This window comes from Pseudoalteromonas sp. B131b (genome assembly GCF_037162545.1).
GTDB classification, from domain to species: domain Bacteria; phylum Pseudomonadota; class Gammaproteobacteria; order Enterobacterales; family Alteromonadaceae; genus Pseudoalteromonas; species Pseudoalteromonas fuliginea.
Genome location: NZ_JARLUZ010000001.1, coordinates 894,786 through 917,440, shown reverse-complemented (window position 1 = coordinate 917,440; position 22,655 = coordinate 894,786). Strand labels below are relative to the sequence as shown.

Below are 22,655 nucleotides of genomic sequence, written 5' to 3'. Positions count from 1 at the left end.
TTTATAATCCATACTTTTCAAGGCGACGATACATAGCACCGCGCGTTAAACCAAGCGCTTTGGCAGCGTGGCTTACATTACCTTGATGATGAGTAAGGGCAGCTCGAACTGTGCGTTGTTCAAGTGCCTCTAAATCAAAAGTATCGTATGAATTATTGCTATTAACGGCTGTATTATTCGCATTATTATTGTTGTTAGCGGTAGCGCCAATTACTGAACTCACATCAAGATTTTCGCCTTCACTTAATATTACCGCGCGCTCTATTGAGTGGGCTAGCTCACGCACATTACCCGGCCATGAGTATTGGCAAAGTGATGTCATATCATCTGCTGCAATGGTTAAGTCGCGTTTGTATTTTTGTGAAAAATGATTTAGGTAATAATCTACTAGTAATGGAATGTCGTCACTGCGCTCACGTAAGGGAGGTAATCTGATTTCAACAGTATTAATACGATACAGTAAGTCTTGACGAAAGCGACCGTCGACGACGGCTTGCTCAAGATTATCGTTAGTGGCACAAATGAGGCGAATATCAATATCAATTGTTTTACTGCCGCCGATCGGAGTTACTTGGCGGTTTTGCAATGCGGCGAGTAACTTAGCTTGATGTTCAAGAGGTAGGTTACCTAGCTCATCTAAAAATAAGCTGCCGCCTTGAGCCAGCTCAAATTTACCAATTCGATCCATTTTTGCATCTGTAAATGCCCCTTTTTTATGGCCGAATAACTCACTTTCAAATAGGTTTTGCGCCACTGCGCCCATATCTAAGCTCAAAAAGGTGTGTTCGCTACGCATACTTGCTTGATGAATTGCGTGAGCGGTGAGCTCTTTACCTGTGCCACTTTCGCCAGTGATTAATATATTAGCGTCGGTTTTTGCGGCTTTTTCAATGGTATTAAATACTTGCTGCATTGCTGCGCTTTGCCCTAAAAACTCAAATGATGGCGTGTTTAATGCCTGATTAAGTCCCTGCTTTTGGCGAGTAAGTTTACCAACTTGTTGTTTGTCTTTTGCGTGCGAGAACGCAGCAGCAACTGCGCCAAGTAATTGCTCATTTTGCCAAGGTTTAGCAATAAAATCAGACGCACCTGCTTTAATGGCATCTACCGCAAGCTGAATATCACTGTAAGCGGTCATCAGTAGCACCACAATATTAGCGTCTTGCTCAATGATTTTTTTGAGCCAATAAAACCCTTCTTTGCCGCTAATCGAATCTTGGCTAAAGTTCATATCCAATAAAATCACGTCAATGGGCTGATCGCTTTCTCGTTGCTTGCTAATAATGCTAGCAATATCAAAGGGATTATCAGTAGTTTTGACGCTTTGATAGTGTTGCTTTAATAGCAAGCGTGCTGCAATGAGAATATCGGGATTGTCGTCAACAATTAAAATTGAGCCTGTGTGTTTCATGGTTTTTATTTTTATAGAGTTTTATTTAGCCTAAAACAAAAAAGGAACAGTGTCCATAAATGGACGCTTATTAAAATAAAAAGTGTTCTATAAACGGACATTTAAAGTATCTATCTGTATAAGGTGTTATTCAAGCTGTTGTAATTAAAGAATAATTAAAGTTGGCATACGCTTTGTAATAGCAATAGGTAATTAGTTAAATTAAACCTGTATTAAGGCGGCAACATGGATAAGAAAATAGAACGCTCATTTACTCAAAAGTATTTTAAAAAATTCATCTTTGCAACGATGGCCTTAGGTGTTGCGGCGGCTGCGTATGGCTTTACGCAAACTAGCGATACAGGTCGTAGCCAACATGTTGAGCGCAGTAGCCTCACCGTTAGCACAGTTAAACAAGGTGCATTTAAAGATGCGTTGAGCTTACGCGGTCAAGTGGTGCCAAAAACCAGTATTTACCTTGATACTATCGCCGGTGGCCAAGTTGAGGAGCGTTTGGTAGAGCAAGGCGAATTTGTAGAAGCAGGCCAGCCCTTGGTGCGCTTGAGTAATACTAACTTGCAACTTGATGTTATGGGCCGTGAGGCTCAAGTAACAGAGCAGCTAAATTTTTTACGTAATACGCAAATGAATATGGAAACTAGCCGCTTAAATTTACGCCGCGACTTATTAGAAATAGAGTTAAAGATTACGCATTTAACACGCCGTTTAAAACAAACTAAACCATTAGTTAAAAGTGGGGTGTTGGCGCAAGATAAATTAGCAGAGCTTGAGGAAGATTTAAGTTATTACCATGCTCGCAAAGAGCTAACGCTTGAGCGTCAAAAGCAAGAAAAGTCAATACGTGAAGTGCAAGTCGCACAGCTTTCAGATAGCGCTAAAATGCTCGAGAAAAACCTTCAATTTGCTCGTCGAAACCTCGATAACTTATTAGTAAAAGCACCGGTATCAGGTTATTTAAGTGAGCTTGATGTAGAAATTGGCGAATCAAAAAGCAGCGGCGCACGCCTCGGACAAATCGATATTCCTAACGAGTATAAATTAGTGGTACGTCTTGATGAGTTTTATTTAAATCAAGTTCAGCGCGATATGGCCGTGATGATTGAACTTGATGATGACGCTATTACCGCCAAAGTGAGCAAAATTGATAGCCGCGTACAGCAGTCTCAATTTCAAATCGAAGTGGATTTACCAAGTAACATTAAAAGTATTAAGCGTGGCCAAAGCATCGACCTTGAGTTGATGCTTGGCAACAACAAAAACAATGCCTTATTGCTTAATCGAGGCGCATTTTTCACAAACTCGGGTGGTAATTGGGTTTACGTAATTGAGCAAGGTAGTGATAAAGCACTGCGCCGTGATATTCGTTTAGGTAAAAAAATCAACATTATTTTGAAGTGCTTGAAGGACTAAAAGCAGGAGATCAAGTGATCACCTCAAGCTACAGCAACTTCGAAAAAGCACAACAACTACAATTTTAAGGATAATAACAATGATCAAACTAACTAATTTAAGCCGTGTATTTCGTACTCAAGATGTTGAAACAGCTGCACTAAGCAATATTACTCTAACCGTAAAAGAAGGTGATTTTTTAGCAATTATGGGCCCATCTGGCTGTGGTAAATCAACCTTATTATCTATTTTAGGCATGTTAGATTCGCCAACGAGTGGAAGCTTTGAGTTTGCAGGTACTGACATTGCAGGTTATAGCGAAAAACAATTAGCAGAGTTACGTAAAGCTTCGATTGGTTTTGTATTTCAGAGCTTTAACTTAATTGATGAATTGACAGTTTATCAAAATGTAGAGCTGCCTTTGCAATATCAAAAAATTTCAAAAAGTGAGCGTAAAGAGCGTGTTGAAACCATTTTAAAGCGAGTGGGTATTGATCATCGAGGCGATCATTTACCGCAACAGTTATCGGGTGGTCAGCAGCAGCGAGTGGCAGTAGCGCGAGCTTTGGTGATTAACCCTAAGCTAATTTTAGCTGATGAGCCAACGGGTAATTTAGACTCAAAAAATGGTGATGAAGTAATGGCAATGCTCCGCGAATTAAATAAAGAAGGCACCACGGTAATTATGGTTACGCACTCTGATAAAGAGGGTAATTACGCAGATCGTTTAGTACGCCTACTTGATGGCCAAGTGATGCTTGATAAAGCAAATAACGTACAACAAACGGTGGAGGTTGCATAGTATGTTTGTAAGTTACTTTATTACAGCGCTGCGTTCGTTCAAACAGCAAAAACAACATTTTATTTTAAATGTATTAGGTTTAAGTATTGGCTTAGCTTCAGCTATTTTAGTGGCGTTGTTCGCACAAAATGAGCTGTCTTACGATAGTCAGCAGCCACATGCTGAACGTGTTTACCGCGTAGGCCAAGACTTCTCGAAGTTGGGCTTATTTGTGATCCCAATCTTCAATTATTCACAAGGAGCGAAGGCAGTCGAGTATAGCCAAGTGGAAGAAGTCTTTGGTTTGACTATGGTGTCGATGACTAGAGAGGCGATGGTTGACGTACAGTATCGCGATCAGGGTTTTAAGCTCAGCGATTTATATGGAGCAACTCCAAATATTGAGAATTTTATCAATATGAACACATTGGCTGGCGATTTAAAAAATGCTATGAGTACACCTGGTAGCCTAGCATTGAGTGAGTCTGAAGCACTGCGTATTTTTGGTTCTGTGAATGTTATTGGTAATACGCTACAGCACGAACAAGGGCAATATACTGTACGGGCGGTGTTTGCGGATTTACCAAGCAATACTCACTTTGCATTTAAAAACCTAGTGTATGTAAAACATGACCCGAGCAACCTTATGATGAATAGTAGCTACGTTTATATGCGTTTAGCGCCACAGGCCGATCCAATCGCACTTGCGGATACACTTTCTAAACAATACTTTAATGGGCAAATGGCGGGGCAAATTGCCATTGAATTTCACCCACTATTAGACTTACATTTAATAGCCAAATCACCATTTGAAATGAAAGCGGGTGGCGCAAAGCAAGTCGTGATGATTTGTGCGGGTTTGAGTGTGTTGCTTATTTTAATTGCGGGCTTTAACTTTATCAATATGACGGTGGCGCAGTCCACAAGGCGTGCTAAAGAAGTTGGGGTGCGCAAAGCACTTGGCGCAAGTAAAGGGCAGTTAGTAACGCAATTTTTAGCTGAGTCTATGTTGGTTGCGTTATTGTCGATGATTACTGCATGTGTATTAGTAGAGCTGTTATTACCGAGCTTTAATCAGTTAGTCGATCGTGAGCTAGTCGTAATTTATTTTTCAGCCTTTGGTTTGGGTATTATGAGCGTGGTGATTGCTGTAGGCATACTTGCCGGTTTGTACCCTGCATTGTTTATCTCATCATTTAGCGCTAAACGAGTATTAAGTGGCGATTTACAACGAGGCAGTACAGCTACTTGGGTGCGTAAAAGTTTATTAACCCTACAAGCTTCATTGGCAATAGGCCTGATCATTGCCTCGATTACGTTATTAAACCAATTATCTCACTTACAAAGTCTTCCTTTGGGCTATCAAACACAGCAACGCTTAGTGGTTTCAGAGTTGCCAGTGCAATCGGTATTTACGCAGCAGCCTAGCGCACTCATTAATCGCTTGACGGCTATTGATGGCGTAGAGCAAGCAACGATTATTGATACCCGTTTAACCGTTTCAATTAATAATACATTACAGCCAACTTGGCCCAATGGAGAATCATCAGGTGGAATAACCCCTGTGATAGGTTCTGGTTTTGATGTCGTAAAAGGGCTAGGCCTTACGCTCATTGCTGGTAGAGACTTTAGCCGTGAGTTTTCCTCAGACTGGGCGACGCGAGCAAACGGGGTTACAACGGTGGGTACAATTATTACAGAAACCGTTGCCAAGCAGGCTGGTTATAGCAATGTGGCTGATATTGTTGGACAAACAATTAAAGACACAGGGCGTAATGTGGATATGCGGGTTGTCGGTGTTGTAAAAGATGTAAAAATTGGTAATGCACAAGATGCAAATTCTAACATTATGTTTTTATGTGGCTTTAACTATTTAGCACCGGTATCTGAAGTGATTTTAACAGTTAATCTGCAAAAGCTCCCAGCTATAAAGCAAGAAGTGATCGCAGCCTTGGCTGAGGTGTCTAATATTTATGAGCCAAAAATAAACCTACTAGCTGAAAACTATAAAGCGGTTTTAAAAGCTGATGAGCGTGTTTCTTTTGTAGTACTTATTTTTACGGGCCTTGCGGTATTCTTAACCTGCTTAGGTACATTTGGTTTAGCTTCGTTTGCCACAATTCGTCGCCAAAAAGAAGTGGCGGTACGCAAAGTACTTGGCGCATCACGTATTAGTATTATGAACCTACTGGCAAAAGAGTTTTTAATTTTAGTATTGGTGAGTGTAGCCATTGCATACCCAATAACCTATTGGCTGGTGGGTGATTGGCTCGCTAATTTTAATGAGCGTGTTGATCAAGCGCTGTGGGTTTATTTAATTGCAGCTCTTAGTGTTGCAGTAATTACTTGGCTCACGGTTGCAAGCCTTGCATTTAAGGCTGCAAGCACACGGCCATCGCTTACTTTACGTTATGAGTAAATAAAGCTCAGTGAATTAAAAAAGGGTTAGTGAACACACTAACCCTTTTTTGTATCGTAAATTTTATTGATACGAAATGTAATACCCAGGTACATGCGCTTGGGTATAAAAATGCCCGTCAATGTATGAATCTTGTATTAAAGTTCCAATATTTGCAGCATTAATACGCATACGAGCCACCATTTCATGGACTGCTTCAGCTGTGAAAACGTCTTCGACTGGAGGGTCGCCAACAAAATTAGTAAACCACGGAAACCAGCTATTATCATTGCCACTTACGCTTTGGTCAGGGTGGTAGATACCGCCCTGCCAGCGATCAAATTTCAGACTTTCTAAACTAAATAGGCCAAAGTTTGCTTGCGTCATACATGCATCAGCGGCTTGGTATTCAGGGTAGCCAGAACTGGCAGCAAACTGATTGCACACATTGTGTGGGAGGTTGCTGGTATTTGCTGCAGAATATTCTATAGCTCTAAACATAACAGGGCGAGAGGGGGTACCTGCGGGGAAAATAATATTTGCCGCAACAGGAGAATTCCAACGTTCATTATACATCGCAATTGATAGGCCTAAGTCCTCTTTGTTTATTGCAACGTTATTTTCATGTGTCCATGAGCCGCCAGGATCAACAGGAGTGCCGCTGTTATCGAATATTGTTCCATGTTGGTTTGCCTCCAGTTGGTTAAGTAGGTTTGGCGTTGTATTGTCGACAACCGTTACTGGGATCATGCTACTAGCTGCACTAGGTGTATAATTTGTAGTTGGGTTGTTCAATGCTTTCCAACATAATAAGCCATAACCATAGCCGTCATTTATCATCGGGCAGTTTGCCATATTTGCAGATGATTGGTTGCTTTGATAAGTGTGATTAACCGATGCAGCTGCGGCTTCACCTGTACCTACTAATACTCCCCACGATTGAAGTGTTATTTGTGCATACGGTAGTTCACTTTCTGGTAAATAGAGTGTGGTGCTAGATATTAAGTTAAGCGCTAAATCGAACTCATAGAGCACTACGGGGCGCATTCTATTTTGCTTTTTCTTAGGGTACTGGGCTATCACGGTTTGCTTTGAAGGTGGGGTTAGGTACTTATCACTCACTTGTGCTAATAAATAAATCTGATTTTTTGATATATAGCTGCTTATAAATTTGTTTACGTTCCAAGTTGATAGCTCGCGAGACTTTATAATTTTTGCATTATTATCAGTCAGCTGTAGAGTACTATCTTGTTGCAAAAGCCATGTATTTTCACTCAAACCAATTACTTTAGTATGTTCAAAATTATATTGATTTTGTTGATCATGACTCAGTGTATTTATGATGGCATTACTATTTACTTGGTAGCTAGAAAATGATGTTTCTTCATTGTGATACTGATGTAAAGGCGCCGAATATTGACCAAATAAAGCGGTTAATTCAATTCTAATAGTGTTATCTAATTCTTTAACAACCCACTGATCTTGCGCCTGCTGGTGGAAAGTTATTGGAGTGTATTGACCCTCCTTATCTACACTGTATGCCTGCCATGTTGTTTCACACTTTGATATGCATAACTTAGACGAGCGAACAAGGGCATGTTGTTTCTGTGAGATTAGAGAATCTTGTTCGTCTTCAAATTTAAACTGAAGTGGAGTGCCTCTTTCAGTGATCTCAAAAGAAAAAAGAATGCGCCGTTGGTTACCGCTAACATGCAATGCATTGTGATTACTCTGGCCTAATCTGAGTTTGGAATAGGTATTTGATGTGTGTACTTTATCTGCTTTACCTAAAAAAGCTGAGCCATTATTTTGTTTATGGCTTTGCTCTCCTTCTTGGAGTTCTAAAAATTGTAAACGTTGAATACACGCTTCTTCCTTACAAGTTTGTAGCTGTATTTTACGTTGCAGGTATGTAAAATTAAACCAAGGTGTTTGAGCTAAATAGCTTTCTTGGTTTGCATAAAATAGTACTGGTAGAGTACTTGTATCGAATTGTTTTGCTATTGCTGCACAATGCATACTTGCTGTTATTGTAAGTGCAGTGATAAAAAATGTAAGTAGTTTTTTCATGATGATTCCTTTGCTTTAAACATACAAAAGAGGGTAGGAAACACCTACCCTTTATAAGTTCGATCGCAGTGCTTAATATACAACCCCTTGCTGCTGAATAGCATTAACACCTTGATTTAGCTGAATAGATAGCCAGCCTTCTACATCACTACGAAGAGATGCGGTGTTATCAGGACCTGACTGGCTGGCATAAAACCATAAACCGGTAGGCATAGGTGCGGTAACATTTGGGCCACAAGTAAAGTGATTAGCGGCATACATTACAGCGCCAGAGCTACCAAACTCAAAATGACTATCAGAATAACCGCCATAACCTCGTGCTTTAACATGGGCTTCTGAGTCCAGCGTGAAGTGGTAAACTTCGTTAGGTTGCAACAAAAATGGACTTACGTCAGATGAATCAAATCGAGCTCGCATTGTCGAATTTACGCTCGCTTCGTTACCTGAACGGGTAATTATGCCTGCAATATTAGTAATTAAATCACTGGCAAGTTGTGCATCGAGTAAGCTACCCGCATTGTCATTCACTATTGCAGCAGTAATACCTAAAGCTGCTTTTATAGTGCCCAGCACCGAGTTAATATCCCATCCAGTGTTAAAGCTCATTGCTGCACCACCGGCTTTATTAAACAATACAATCTCAGGGGCAGAACCAGGTAAATCAACGGCAAACTTTGCGCCATCGGCAGAGTGTGCATTAGTGGCTTTTGACCAAATTTGTCTTGCAGTCCCTTTTACATGGAAACGCGAGGCATAAGTGCCTCTAACTTCTAAGTTTCCTGAACATGAATTACTTTGATTACAATCAAAACCCGCTTTATCGGCACACAGCATTTTTACCGAAAACTCAGTAGAGTTATGACTTATTGTGTTGTCGTAGCCATAGGCTTTGTGTTTTGACCAACGCTCACCATCTCCTGAATGAAATGCGCCGTAAGCAGTACTGGTAAAGTTAAGTCCGTGTTTAGACATTCCTTTATTGTCGCTAGACGTATCAGTTGAGGCTGATGGGGTTGAAGGGTAATTTGTTACCACAGTACCAGAGCCTGTATTTGGCACTACCATTTGGCAGGCACAGGCTGACTTTGGACCACCCTTTGCATCTTTATTTAATAACTCTTTAATTTCATTATAAGTAGTTGGATCCATTTCCTTGTTATAGCTTAAAACAGAGAGCCCTTTTTTCTTAGGAGCTGCGTAATTTTCAAACCACGCTTCAAATAATCGTGGATTGTTTATTTCGACAAACTCAGCTAACGAAACCATTTTTTGCATTGTTAACCATTGCTTAAAAAGAGCCGGCTTATATTGTATAAGGTAGCGTGCAAGGTAATAGCTGTCCTCTGGTGAGTGATCAGCAAGCACCGTAGACCATAAATCAAGCGCATTTACGTCTATCTCTTTTATTTGGCTTAAGATTTCTTCGGCCTGATAAGTTGCTGTTAGTTTTTCAATATAATGATTGAGTACCGCTTCTTCATCGTTTTCAGCCATAAAATCAAGCAAAGAAAGCGAGTCAGTAGACCACGCTGAAATAGTCTGCCAAGTTTGTTTACTAACTTGAGCAGGTGCCATTGCACCATAATCATTTTCTAAAGCGGTAGTACGGTGGTTGGTATTTTCAACAGTACCTGCAAATGCAGTGGTACTTATGATTGCCATATATACAAGAGAACCTAAAGCAAGTGGTGTCATTAATGTACGTTTCATTTTTATTCCTCCATAAATAATAAATAAGCACAAATAATGTGCCCTTTTATATTGCTTGTTTATTTTCATCACGAAAGGAATTAGCAGGGTCAGCAGGGGGCGAGTTGGGTAAAAGTGAGAAAAGCAAGGGGATGTAAACATGTTGGATATTGTTTTTTGAATTGAATAAATATATATATCTTTAAATACAAAAGCTTAAAAATAAATTTACCCGTTTTTACCCAATTGCCCCATGATTTTAAGTGTGATTTACCTCTCTTTGATGCACACTTTTTGAGTTGATTTTGTATTTAATAGATATGTAAATACAGTCTCAACAACAGGATCAAGTAAATAAATGGAGGTAAATATAATGAAATATACAATTTTAATATCAAGTCTGTTACTAACAACCTTTGCACATGCTCATAGTGCAAAAATGCTGCAAGAAGAACTGCAAGCTAATGCGCAAAACTGCCCTAAAAAGCAAACAACGTTCCTCGCTTCAATGAAAATATCGACAGGAACGTTTTCATTTTTAAAAAGTGATACAAGTAGTGGGTGTACGGAAAAAAGGCTTTCTGCATCAGGTCGAGAAAGCCCGATGTTAGATTGTGGTCAGTTTGATGATTGGCGTTTAGCTTACGATATGGGAAACAATATGTGTGAGTCGTTACACTCAAATATGATGCGTTTTGACAATACATTAAACCCAGATATGCAAATATTTACTCGCTTTGAAGGCCCTTATGAATTTAAAGGGGACGAACATCATCAAAAATTTAAAGCCAACATGGGCGTTACATTAGCGTGTTATGTCTGTGATACAGCAAAATAGCTAAACCGTAGCACGAGGTGATATAAGTGATACCTTGTGCTTTTTAATTCTGATTCAGGTTAAGTAACCTGAACTCTGGATAATAAATCTATCTCTAGCAGCTATTTTCAGCACTAACCGCGTTGAATTTACTTGCAATAGGCCAGCTATTGACGCGTAAATTCGCCTTGTTTTCACTTAAAATCTCTGGCTAGAGAAAATAAATTTAAATATCACCATGATTCAATACGTTAGTAAATCTCTTAACCAGAGTTCAGGTTAAATAGTGAGGTGAGGCTTTAGCAAGTACTTCAAGCTTTTGTACTTGTTGTTTTAGTTTATGTAAATCATCATGCTCTTCATTGCAGTGGTTAATAACATAATGTGCGGTTTTTATTATATTACGCCAGCGAGGTTTTTTAGGCAGTGTTTTAATCGCTAAATAACGCTCTAATGTACGCACCCGGAGCCGACCATCATCAATGTTTACTTTCCACATTTTACTTTCTTCTGCAAGCTCAATTCTTGTTTTTGAGCTTGTTTGTTCCCAAATACTCAGCGATAGCGTCATAACTTCTACAATTAATTGGCGAGTGTCTTGCTCTGTGTCGGTAGCTTCGTTGGGGGCGGCGTTATTCACTGTATTTGGAGGTTTGCTTATTTGTGCTAAATATTTATAGCTGAGCAACACTCCTGCCATAAAGGCACTAAATACCGCGAATACATTATAAAGAGTGAAATAATTATGCTGTGGCTTATTTGGGAGAATATCGGCTTGCTTCAAGCGTAGCTGGTATAGATTGGCCGTATCTGTTCGATTTTGGCGTAACATTGTATTGTAATCTTCAAGCGTACTTAGCGCATCACGGTATTGTTTTGATTGCTGTTGTGACTGAGCGAGTGCGATGTAAAATAACTCTGTTAGTTGGCTGTTTTGATTGTGGTTTTTGGCTAACCCTTGTTTTAATAACACTTGTGCTTCAGTGTCATTACCTTCTAGTTGTTTTAATTTTGCCTCTATTAATAGCGCCCGTTGGTCGACTTTGTCATTTTGAATAAGGCTACGGGTACGTTTTTGTGTTGCTAGCCATTTATGTGCCTCATTAAGTTTATTTTGAGCTAAAGCGATTTCAGCGAGTAGTAAGTAGGCGCGTGAAGCTTGAGTATGTGCACCGCTATTGTTTAACTGCGTAAGCGTTGAATTTATAAGATTTATAGCTTTATCAAACTGTAACTTTTTAAAAAACACTTCAGCTAAGCTTATCAGCGTATGGTTTGCCTTTGTTTGATTGCCAAGTTGTGTATGTAGTAAATGTGCTTGTCGAAATGACACGATAGCATCATCTAATTGATTAATATCTCGCGATATATTACCTAAATTATTTAAAGTAACGGCTTGGCGTTTTAAGTCGTTTAATTGCTTAGCAATGTCGTAACTGTTTAAAAATAAAGTTAAAGCGGTGTCTAAATCCCCAAGCGCTTGATATACATTAGCAAGATCATTCGATGTTTGACCTTCATAACTTAAGTTTTTTAACTGCGTAGCAAGCTTTTGTGTTTTATGAAAATAAGTAAGAGATTGAATATAACCTCTTTGTCTGTATGCATTAATACCAAGTTGTCGTGTTACATGATATTGCTGTGAAATACTTAAACTTTGGCTAAGTAGTTGCTCAAGCTCGGAGTTTGCTAAGGCTAAATCACCAGCTTGCCTATACAGTACAGCTAATTCTAATTTAGCCTCAAATGATGCTGTTGAGTGTGGCTTGAGTTTACTGATTTTTTGCTTGCAGGTTAAAATGTCACTCGTTATATCAACCGATTTATCCTGCTCACAAACACTTGCCGATACCGGATAAGAAAAAAGTAAGAATATAATAAAAACAATATTTAGAAACATCACTAAGTACGAGTTGCATTTTTGTTAAATTAAAAGTAACACAGTATTAACTTTTCGTCATAAAGATTGCGTGACTATTAAATATCACGTATTTTTTGTGCTGGATTTCCTGCAACCAGGGTATTAGCAGTTACGTCTTTGGTGACTACCGAGCCGGCACCAATCACGCTATTATCGCCAATGGTAATACCTGCTAAAACAATAGCTCCTGCGCCAATCCATACGTTATTACCTATAGTTATTGGTGCTGCAAAGTTTTCTTTCTGTAGTCTTTGTTTGGGCTCAACTGCATGAGATACTGCTAATAGCTGAACATTAGGGCCAATTAAGCAGTCACTGCCAATCGTTATTGCACCTTCATCAATTGGTGCATCTAATACAGTGCAATTAATGTTTATAAAAGTACGATCACCAATAGTGATCTGATTGCCGTAATCGCAGTGAAAACCAGCTTCAATTATAACGCCCTCACCACATTCCAAAAATAACTCTCTAATACGTTTTAAGTTGCCTTTGCTCGGACTTTTATTGAATAGGCGGCAGATTTCTTGAGCGGCTTTGCGCTCTTCAAGTAACTCTTTAGTAATTGAATTAAATTGTTTTAACATATTATTTTGAAGTGTTGAGCCACTTCTTCATCCATTCAGATTGGTGTGTGAGTAAATAGGATAAGTTTTCTTTAGCTTGATAGGTATGCCCTTCATACGGGAGCATAATTAGCTGAGCTGTTTTTTTATTAGCAATTAATGCTTGATACATTCTCATTGACTGCATTGGGTAGGTGCCAGAGTTTTGATCGCTTTCACCATGGACTAATAATAATGGTTCATTTATTTTATCTGCGTAAATTAGAGGCGATATATTAATGTATGTTTCCTTTGCTTGCCATAGATTACGTTTTTCTCCCTGAAACCCAAAGGGTGTTAGGGTTCTATTATAAGCGCCACTTCGTGCAATGCCAGCTTTGAATAGATCGGTATGCGCAAGTAAGTTTGCTACAGTAAAAGCTCCGTAAGAGTGGCCCATAACCGCTAATTTTTGCACATCAATACGACCAGTTTTCTCTAAAGCATTTACAGCAGCTTTGGCATTTAAATGAATTTGATTAATAAAGTCATCGTTAGGTTCGCTTCCATCAAATGAGGTGATTGGCATTGAGGGAGATTCGAAAACGGCAAAACCGTCATGCAGAAATACCAGTGGGCTTAGCCAGGGCGCGAGCATACTTTGTTAAAAATGTTAACCAAAAAGAAGTTCTTCTCTAAAAGCATCATCATAACAAGCTCTTACACACTTACTTCTTATTGACCCCTTGCTTTTCGTATGCTGCTTTATCATGTTCCTAACGACGCGTCTAAATAGTGCCATATGTTGCGCACTTAATGGCTCATGTATTTGACAGGCATCTTCTTTAAATACGACATCCAGTATCCAGTGTTGCTGATTTTCTATCAGCCAATGTTGTCTTATTGCTTTACTTATCAATATATTGTCTGTCAGCGATGTTAGGTAGTAATGTGTGTCAATACTCGTTCTATTACCCTTCGTTCGCTCTCGCTGCACCGCAACGATTGTCCTAACTGATGGCCAGCTCTCTTTAATTTCACTCGGTAATAAACGCGCATCAAGACAATCTATCGTGCGTACTTCTTTTCGCCCATGCCCTGCATCTTGTGTTACATGACTAAGTATCTCTGAGTTTTCAGATTCATACTGGTGTGTAAATGCATCTTGAATCGCGCTATAAAGTTTCTTTTGATTACCCTTTGCTTGCACTAGATAATCTGCATGTCTGCTAATTAGCTGTTTTAGCGTTTCTTTTTGGCAGTGCAAAGCATCAAGTGTAATGACGGTGTTATTGATATCGAGTATTTTCAATAAATCCCGAACTGCCGGTATTTCATTCGTCTTACTGCCAACTGTTTGATGGAATAATGTGAGACCTGCCTCACAATCAAATGCTGAAACGAGGTGTAATTTATCAGCAATGTGTTTACTTGCTCCGCGAATAGTTTTGCCATCGAAGGCAATGACAGGATGCGCTGATTTAACGCGGTTTTGATTGACCCAGCTATACATCGCGAGTAGTAATGAGTCAGTATCAACGGTTCTAAAAATCCGAGCAATACTATGTCGAGTGGGTATGCCATTTTTGAAAGAACGAAATCCTCTTAACCAATTAAGCTTACTTTCGCCATAGACTTCAATATCTTGCCAGTTTTCACACCCTGATGTAACGGCAGTAATAATAAGAAAAAGCACATCAACTAAGTTATGGTGTTGATTTATATGTGAACGATTATCTTTGACGAGTTCTAAATGTGAGAAGAGTGACATAATAAGTGTAAGGTTATGAAATTTATGGTATTAGATCATAAAATTTGTTTATTTACAAAGTGTGATCCCGCCCTGATTCTTTTCATCATTGCTTTTAAATACTTTCTAACTATAAATTTTATATCTCTTTATTTATTATTAGGTCTAACGATAAATGCATTTTTATTTTTTGTATGCATCTAGATGTATATATTTTTGATAATTACGAGCCTTGGTGGTTTTGGTCATTTTATTCAATTGTTGTTAATTTAGCCGACTTTATGATGGTAGCTATATTTTTTATAAACAAAGATTTTTTAGCTTTAGCTGCAATTAAAAAATGGTTCCACAATAGTATTATGAAAAGGAATAATAGTAGTGGCTGACATACTGTGGGATTTGGTAGCGATTAGAGATTATGTAGGTATCTTTATTACATGGTTCTTTGTAATTGCATTCTTTATAATTTATCAGCAAGCATAAACAGTCCCTATAAAAATACAATGTACCTTTCTGGAATTATGATGATTTCGTACACCTTAAGTACACTATTCGATATGGTTATAGTGCAGGGCGCGAGCATACTTTGTTAAAAATGTTAACCAAAAAGAAGTTCTTCTCTAAAAGCATCATCATAACAAGCTCTTACACACTTACTTCTTATTGACCCCTTGCTTTTCGTATGCTGCTTTATCATGTTCCTAACGACGCGTCTAAATAGTGCCATATGTTGCGCACTTAATGGCTCATTTATTTGACAGGCATCTTCTTTAAATACGACATCCAGTATCCAGTGTTGCTGATTTTCTATCAGCCAATGTTGTCTTATTGCTTTACTTATCAATATATTGTCTGTCAACGATGTTAGGTAGTAATGTGTGTCAATACTCGTTCTATTACCCTTCGTTCGCTCTCGCTGCACCGCAACGATTGTCCTAACTGATGGCCAGCTCTCTTTAATTTCACTCGGTAATAAACGCGCATCAAGACAATCTATCGTGCGTACTTCTTTTCGCCCATGCCCTGCATCTTGTGTTACATGACTAAGTATCTCTGAGTTTTCAGATTCATACTGGTGTGTAAATGCATCTTGAATCGCGCTATAAAGTTTCTTTTGATTACCCTTTGCTTGCACTAGATAATCTGCATGTCTGCTAATTAGCTGTTTTAGCGTTTCTTTTTGGCAGTGCAAAGCATCAAGTGTAATGACGGTGTTATTGATATCGAGTATTTTCAATAAATCCCGAACTGCCGGTATTTCATTCGTCTTACTGCCAACTGTTTGGTGGAATAATGTGAGACCTGCCTCACAATCAAATGCTGAGACGAGGTGTAATTTATCAGCAATGTGTTTACTTGCTCCGCGAATAGTTTTGCCATCGAAGGCAATGACAGGATGCGCTGATTTAACGCGGTTTTGATTGACCCAGCTATACATCGCGAGTAGTAATGAGTCAGTATCAACGGTTCTAAAAATCCGAGCAATACTATGTCGAGTGGGTATGCCATTTTTGAAAGAACGAAATCCTCTTAACCAATTAAGCTTACTTTCGCCATAGACTTCAATATCTTGCCAGTTTTCACACCCTGATGTAACGGCAGTAATAATAAGAAAAAGCACATCAACTAAGTTATGGTGTTGATTTATATGTGAACGATTATCTTTGACGAGTTCTAAATGGGAGAAGAGTGACATAATAAGTTTAAGGTGATTAAATTTATGGTATTAGATCATAAAATTTGTTTATTTACAAAGTGTGATCCCGCCCTGTGGGCTTAGCGGATCAAATTCTCTAAATAAATTCGTTCGTACGGTATTTTGTTGACTAAGCTTTTTATTTTTAAACTCATCAGGATAAATCCATAAAATAGCAGGAATTTTATCTGATATATTATAGCTGTTAGGTAAATGTAGTGTTCCAGTGAGATCTAATCCGTCATTTCTTTTGTAGCTAATATTAACTGGCTGATTAGTAAGTTTATTTTTATTTTCACTAGAGTAAAGTAAGACCTTTTTTTAAAACTTTTGTTCGTTAATGCGTAATATTGAGGTGCGCTTGAATTATTTTGTTTCTGTATTATTAAGGTATTATTAGCGACCCATAAAGGCATTTCTATATGTTCAGCATTGCTTAAAAATATTGTTTTATTAAGGTTGCTCAATGTATTGTAATGTTTAGCTATTGGTCTTATACCTTTTTTACTTTGACCAGAGGAAAAGAAAAATAAGTTATTATTTTGTTCAACTAAAACTTCATATCCGGCAGGTGTGCGTAAAGTTTGTGGGTCGCCAAAGTCATTATATTTATCCCGATAATCTCTTTGATGGATTAAAGTACTCGTAGGAGTTTGGGCATTAATTAAAGTTGTTCTTGCCTGCTTACTATCATAACGCCAATCTTGAAGTATTCCTGTACCAGATAAACCCCATAATACATCGTGAACTCTCCATGTTACTTGGTGTATCAATTTTTTATTGCCTGAAAATGGGCTCTCCAACTTATAAATATGATCGTGATAGATTTGTGGTAAAGACATATCTCCTTTATCACTCGCTTCGACCCAGCTGATAGTGGAACCGTGTGACGGCAGCCATTTAACCAACCTAGCACCAATAGGAACACTGTCTTTAGATTTAGGTAGGTTAATCTTATCGTTTAAATTTGGTAGGTTGTATATGGCAGTGGGACTTTCTATGTTAATGACATTATAAGACCTACCCCATTTTTTATAAGGTAAATAAGATGATAGTTTATTGGGCAGCATTGAATATAGTAAATAATTTCCATCAGGGGATACTGAAAAATAATTTAATAAACTACTTTCCGTTAAAATAGAAACTTCACCATTTAAATTAACCTTTACTAACTTAGTTTGGTTTATAGATATAAACTGATTCTTCATCTCGTCATTTATTAATAAGCTTTGGTGGGTCCGTCCTTGATCTGTTTGTAGATCAGATGACAATAAATTGGGTTTTTTACGTATATATTCAGATGACTTTATCGGCGAGTTACGTTTTTTTACTATAATAGCTTGACCATTAGGTAGCCACCTTAAATGCCTGTCGCCAAGGCTTGTAGATAAATTAATGTTAGTTAATTTTTTAAAGTCATTTTTAATTACATCATGTAACCATAGATGTGTGTTGGTGTTATTTTGAATTAAAAAAGCTATTTTTTTAGCATCAGGAGACCAATTAAAATCGACAATCACTCCTTCTACCGTCTTAATTTCTTCTCTAGAATTTTTTGAAATGTTAAGTAAAGTAGCGCGGCTATATTGTTTAGTATCAACTCTGCTCGATAAATTAGTATAAAAATCCAGACCAGCTAGTTGTATGCGTTGTTGAGATAAGTACTTTATAGATGGATATTTAATTTGGTGTAAAAATAAAACCTGTTCCCCATCAGGTGATAATGAAATAGTTTCTTGCCCCGTAGACTCTATGAGATTTGCCCATTTACTATTATCTTTTTCAATAGCTTCAACGGGTGAGGGGGCAATTAACCATAGCGCTACAATAAGGTAAAATTTATTCATTTCTTAACGCCTTAATCGGATCTTGTCTTAATGTTTGGCTGATCGGGAAAAAGCTGGCGATAATCGCCAATATGAATAGTCCAAGCCAAATTGTCAGTGTTAACCACCAGTTTATAGGCAGGTCAATACTAGGTAATGACATGCAATAGCCTATAATTAAAAATGCGGTAGAGAAAGCAAGTACTAAGCTCATTGTAATAGGTTGCATTAGCTCAAATAAGCTTTCTTTTAGTAGCCTACGATTATCAGCGCCCATAGCAAGTTTAACGCCTAAACTATATCTGCGCACTTTAACTAAGTAGCTGACTATACCGTTTACTCCAATACACACCATAAGTAGTGATGTTGATGCTAATACAATAGCCAACCATGCCGCATTTAAGTGGCGCTGTCTTTTCTCATTAAACTGAGCGGTTAAAGAAGTTAAATCATTTATATCTAAACGCTTATCGGTATCGATAACAGTTTGTTGAATTTGAGAAAATGCTACACTCTCATTTGAAACAGTGAGTAGATACGAAAATTGGCGCCACCCTGGATAATCTTTAGGGGTAAATACTTCATAATTTTCACTTTCAGGGCTACCTGGAACATAAGTATTGCTGACAATACCTATAATTGAAAAATAACTCTTATTGTCAAAGCTAACTTTACTGTTTAGCACTTCACTATTGTTTTTATTCAGCAAGCTAGCGAGGCGTTGATTAATAATAATCGGTGGGTTTTCGAGTTCCTCATCTCCTTTGGCAAAGCCTTTACCCGTTATCGTTAGGTTTAGCTCAGTAAAGTAATTGCTTGTTACTAAGCTATTGCGTGCTTGGGCAATATACTGTCCTGCTTCGTTATATATTTGGTTAACGTTAACCGTTTTTGGTAATCTCATTTCTGATGAAACAGCTAAGCTGCTCACATTATTCAGCGCAAGTAGCTTTTGACGAATAGCTTTGTGTAAATTAATACGTTCGGCAGATTTATCAATATTGCTGTAATTAATGGTCAAGGAGTACTTACCTTGTGTATTTATACCGTTATCTCTTAGTGCTTCAGATAGCGTAACTAAAACTACGTGGCTAGCGGTGGTTAATACTAAAAATGAAAATAAAATTTGCAAACCGACAAGTAAGTGACTTGTCGCTGAACTCATTTGTTTACCGGTTCCCTTACCGCTACTTTGTAGGCTGTCCATTAGATTTCTTTCTTTCACAACGCTAAGCTCTATAAACGAATAAAGAGAGGCAATACTTACAATTAAAAATACTGAAAATAACATGGTATTTATACTCAAAGAAAGCGTGTCCAAGCGTTGAATAGCGTCAGCTGCTAGATTTTGAATAACCATGAACCCTATCTGAGTAAGAGTTAAAGCCAATAGTACTGCAATACTGATAAGTAAAATATTATGCTTTAATGTTTCAATAATTAGTTGTTTTTTACTGGCGCCAAATGCAAAGCTAATAGCAAGAGGTTTTATTCGTGTAATCGCTTTTGCCAGCTGCATGCTAGAAAGGTTGATAAGTGCAATTAACATCAGTAAGCACACGCCTAACAAAAGCATTAAAACCACTTTTCCACTGTCACCTTTCAATGCTTCACTGAATGCGATGACACGCGCATTTACTGTAAAGTCTTTTAAAATATTAGGAGCGTGCAGCTGTGCGCCTTTGAGCGATAATTCACTTAATTGTTTACTGATTTCTTGATCTGATATTGCAGGTTTGAACCTAACAACACTTTTGTATGCGCCCATAAAGCCATTGGATGTTTTAGGATTAAAGGTTTCATCAGCATCAATAGGTAACCAAATAGCATCATTTATATTGCTATATGTAGGTAATACCAAGTCATCAGGTGCGACGCCTATAACAGTAAAACGACGTTGGTTCAGCTGTATTTTTTTACCAATAATATTAGGGTCGCTATTATAGTGGTTTTGCCACGCACGGTATCCTAGTATCACAGACATTTGCTTTGTGCCGAGTGATTCCGCTTTGTTAAATAACCGACCAAGTAGAGGTTTTACGCCAAGTAAATAAAATAAATTATGTGAGGTGAGTATAACGTCTATTTCGGGTCTATTAGGTTGATCTAAAAGTTTATAATCAGTCCACTTATGGTAAGTAGCAACATCAGTAAAAATGGTGTTTTCGTCTTGTATATAGCTCATTACTTTTGAGTTACTTGCAGGTCCAGAGTAACCTTTAGAGTTTATTGTACCTTCAAGTAAATATAAGTTATTGCTTTGTTGATAGGGTAAAGGAGAGAAAAATACCAAATCAACTAAACTGAAAGAACTAATGACCATAGATAGCGTAAGAGCCAATGTAAATACAGTGGTAAAGTAATACTGTTTAGCACGTTTAAATGTTTTATAAGCTGTTTTTAGCATGGCTGTGAAGCCTCTATATTAAGCTCATTGTGTTCAGTAACGACTGCGCCATCTTTTAGCTGGATATTTCGCAAAGCCATATTGGCATAACGCGGGTCATGGGTAACCAATACAATAGTGGTACCTTGCTGGTTAAGATCCTTAATTAACGCCATGATTGCGTCGCCATTTTTTGAGTCTAAGTTACCAGTGGGCTCGTCGACCAGCATGATGCCAGAATCACCAGCTAATGCGCGTGCGATCGATACGCGTTGTTGCTGACCGCCGGAAATTTGATTCGGATGTAAATCTGCTTTATCTCCCAGGCCTACCTTTTCAAGGCAATCTAAGGCTCGTGCATGGCGAGATGATAAAGAATCTCCACGGTACTTCAGTGGTAGTGCTACATTTTCAAGTACGGTCATTTCATCAATTAAATTAAATGATTGAAATACAAAACCAATTCGATTACCGCGTATTTTTGCTCGTTGGTTTGAATCCATATCAGAGACTAACAAGCCATCAATATAATATTCACCACTTTGGGGTGTGTCGAGCAGCCCCATAATATTGAGTAACGTTGACTTACCACAACCAGATGGCCCAGATATAGAAATAAACTCACCGTCGTATACTGTAAAGCTAATCCCTTTTAAAATTTGGCTTACTTGTTCACCATTAGAAAAAGATTTACTTAGGTTATTAACTCTTAAAATTTCAGTATTCATGTTTTTCCTTAACCAGCAATTTTTATTGTTGTTGTTTCAGCGGGGATATCTAATGTAGAAATAATAACTTGCTCACCAGGTTCTAAGCCTGACAATACTTGGATTAATTGTCCTGATATTTTACCGTATTGAACTTTAACTCTGACTGCTTTGTTATCAAGTGTGAGCTTGAATAATGAATCATAACTACCTTCATTTGTGCCAGCGGGTTGTTTAATGTAGTTCACGTCTTTTTGTACATCTGCAAAAATGGTTGCATCGACCTGCTGCATGGGTTTCATTGTGTCTGACTCTGCAGTTTCGAGTTCGATATCAATTTGTACAGCGCCGTCGCTGATCACAGGGTCAACACGTACGACTTGGCCGCGCACTTGGTCATTCAAAGTACTGATTTCTGCTTTCATACCCATTTTAATTAAATGGGCTTGAATTTGTGGCACCTTAATTTCAGCAACTAAAGGGGAAAGACTACCAATTAACGCCAGTTCAGAGCCCGCAGTGACACTTTGTCCTAAACTTAGAGGTAGTCGTTGAATTACGCCACTCATTCCAGCTTTAACTGAGAGTTGTTCAACCATTAATTTTGCGACATCAAATTCGTCTTGTGCTTGAGATATTAAGTCATCTTGAATCGATAGGGCTTCTTTTTGCATCAGTGTTAACTTATCAAGCTTTGATTCTTCAAGGTAAATACGTTTTAATAACTGCTTGGCTTCTAGCTCATTTTTTGGCACTGATCCCTGAAACAATACCTGATTTAGCTAATGTACGTTCAGCTTCAACTTGCAACATGGCTATTTCAGATTGTGCTTTTAGTTCAGATACGGTTGACTCGTTATTTAACATCTCGCGTTGTTGTAGTAATACGGTTTGTCGCTTTTGGGTCTTGGCATTTTTAAGTTTTGCCAATGCTAAGCGCAGCTTACTTTCTATTCCAGGGTTATTTAAAGTAAGGATTACTGTGTCATGTTTAACCACTGCACCCGCTTTTAGTTTTATTTCGTCTACTACAGCATTACTTGTTGCGGTAAGTAACCGTTTATTAATTGATTGCAGTGATCCATACCCCTCAACTTTAATCGAAAAGTCTCCGCGCTCAACCTTCGCAATCGTAACTGAACCTTTAGAGATAACCTCTGTATTATCTGAAAACCCAAGTTGCCACCCTGAAAGTAGCATAATGGCAGATAAACCTATCAACCCTTGATAGATTAGTTTGGATGTGATTTTCATTATTATTCCTTTTGT

The 22,655-nt window shown here is 38.2% G+C and carries 16 protein-coding genes and 1 pseudogene; 4 read left to right on the top strand and 13 right to left on the bottom strand.

Translation table 11 applies throughout. The annotated features are described in order from the left end of the window. Position 1: 1 nt before the first annotated feature. Positions 2–1,411, bottom strand: a complete 1,410-nt coding sequence (locus P4S65_RS04255; protein ID WP_337119639.1) for a sigma-54-dependent transcriptional regulator — start codon at positions 1,409–1,411, stop codon at positions 2–4. A 225-nt stretch (positions 1,412–1,636) separates the two neighbouring features. On the opposite strand from P4S65_RS04255, the pseudogene P4S65_RS04250 reads away from it, so the two are divergent. The 3 genes and pseudogenes from P4S65_RS04250 (at position 1,637) to P4S65_RS04240 (ending at position 6,000) form a co-directional block, all read left to right on the top strand. Next, positions 1,637–2,889 (top strand): annotated as a pseudogene (locus P4S65_RS04250) (efflux RND transporter periplasmic adaptor subunit). A gap of 11 nt (positions 2,890–2,900) precedes the next feature. After that, positions 2,901–3,602, top strand: a complete 702-nt coding sequence (locus P4S65_RS04245) for an ABC transporter ATP-binding protein (protein WP_007377361.1) — start codon at positions 2,901–2,903, stop codon at positions 3,600–3,602. Between the two features lies 1 nt (position 3,603). Further along, complete coding sequence (locus P4S65_RS04240) at positions 3,604–6,000, top strand: ABC transporter permease (RefSeq protein WP_033030516.1); 2,397 nt, start codon at positions 3,604–3,606, stop codon at positions 5,998–6,000. Positions 6,001–6,063: 63 nt separating this feature from the next. On the opposite strand, the gene P4S65_RS04235 is transcribed toward P4S65_RS04240, so the two are convergent. Together P4S65_RS04235 and P4S65_RS04230 are read right to left on the bottom strand one after the other, a co-directional pair. After that, positions 6,064–8,049 (bottom strand): hypothetical protein, encoded by a 1,986-nt coding sequence (locus P4S65_RS04235; RefSeq protein WP_337119638.1) that lies wholly within the window; start codon positions 8,047–8,049, stop codon positions 6,064–6,066. Between the two features lie 72 nt (positions 8,050–8,121). Further along, positions 8,122–9,759: a hypothetical protein gene (locus P4S65_RS04230; RefSeq protein ID WP_337119637.1), complete on the bottom strand. Its 1,638-nt coding sequence runs from the start codon at positions 9,757–9,759 to the stop codon at positions 8,122–8,124. 352 nt (positions 9,760–10,111) lie between these two features. On the opposite strand from P4S65_RS04230, the gene P4S65_RS04225 reads away from it, so the two are divergent. Further along, the gene (locus tag P4S65_RS04225) at positions 10,112–10,576 is read left to right on the top strand and encodes a hypothetical protein (RefSeq protein ID WP_096794019.1); all 465 of its coding nucleotides are present in this window, start codon (positions 10,112–10,114) and stop codon (positions 10,574–10,576) included. Positions 10,577–10,829: 253 nt separating this feature from the next. On the opposite strand, the gene P4S65_RS04220 is transcribed toward P4S65_RS04225, so the two are convergent. The 10 genes from P4S65_RS04220 to P4S65_RS04175 form a co-directional block, all read right to left on the bottom strand. Continuing rightward, entirely contained in the window at positions 10,830–12,455 is a 1,626-nt protein-coding gene (locus P4S65_RS04220) for a tetratricopeptide repeat protein (protein ID WP_337120729.1), read from the bottom strand. A gap of 77 nt (positions 12,456–12,532) precedes the next feature. Continuing rightward, a complete protein-coding gene (locus tag P4S65_RS04215; RefSeq protein ID WP_096794017.1) occupies positions 12,533–13,063 on the bottom strand; it encodes a sugar O-acetyltransferase in 531 nt (176 codons plus the stop codon). Between the two features lies 1 nt (position 13,064). Beyond that, positions 13,065–13,610: an alpha/beta hydrolase family protein gene (locus tag P4S65_RS04210; protein WP_337119636.1), complete on the bottom strand. Its 546-nt coding sequence runs from the start codon at positions 13,608–13,610 to the stop codon at positions 13,065–13,067. Between the two features lie 84 nt (positions 13,611–13,694). Continuing rightward, positions 13,695–14,792 (bottom strand): ISAs1-like element ISPsesp1 family transposase, encoded by a 1,098-nt coding sequence (locus P4S65_RS04205; protein WP_337119635.1) that lies wholly within the window; start codon positions 14,790–14,792, stop codon positions 13,695–13,697. Between the two features lie 577 nt (positions 14,793–15,369). Next, on the bottom strand, positions 15,370–16,467 hold the full coding sequence (locus P4S65_RS04200) for an ISAs1-like element ISPsesp1 family transposase (RefSeq protein ID WP_096792602.1): 1,098 nt from the start codon (positions 16,465–16,467) through the stop codon (positions 15,370–15,372). Positions 16,468–16,700: 233 nt separating this feature from the next. After that, positions 16,701–18,314 carry a hypothetical protein gene (locus P4S65_RS04195; RefSeq protein WP_337119634.1) on the bottom strand — a complete coding sequence of 538 codons (1,614 nt, stop codon included), beginning with the start codon at positions 18,312–18,314 and terminating at the stop codon, positions 16,701–16,703. After that, positions 18,307–20,700 carry an ABC transporter permease gene (locus P4S65_RS04190; protein ID WP_337119633.1) on the bottom strand — a complete coding sequence of 798 codons (2,394 nt, stop codon included), beginning with the start codon at positions 20,698–20,700 and terminating at the stop codon, positions 18,307–18,309. Before P4S65_RS04190 ends, P4S65_RS04195 begins: the two co-directional genes overlap by 8 nt. Next, positions 20,694–21,407, bottom strand: coding sequence for an ABC transporter ATP-binding protein (locus P4S65_RS04185; RefSeq protein ID WP_096794014.1), 714 nt, complete (start codon positions 21,405–21,407; stop codon positions 20,694–20,696). Before P4S65_RS04185 ends, P4S65_RS04190 begins: the two co-directional genes overlap by 7 nt. An 8-nt stretch (positions 21,408–21,415) precedes the next feature. Beyond that, a complete protein-coding gene (locus tag P4S65_RS04180) occupies positions 21,416–22,141 on the bottom strand; it encodes an efflux RND transporter periplasmic adaptor subunit (protein WP_337119632.1) in 726 nt (241 codons plus the stop codon). Continuing rightward, positions 22,128–22,640, bottom strand: coding sequence for a hypothetical protein (locus P4S65_RS04175; protein ID WP_337119631.1), 513 nt, complete (start codon positions 22,638–22,640; stop codon positions 22,128–22,130). Before P4S65_RS04175 ends, P4S65_RS04180 begins: the two co-directional genes overlap by 14 nt. Between the last annotated feature and the right edge of the window lie 15 nt (positions 22,641–22,655).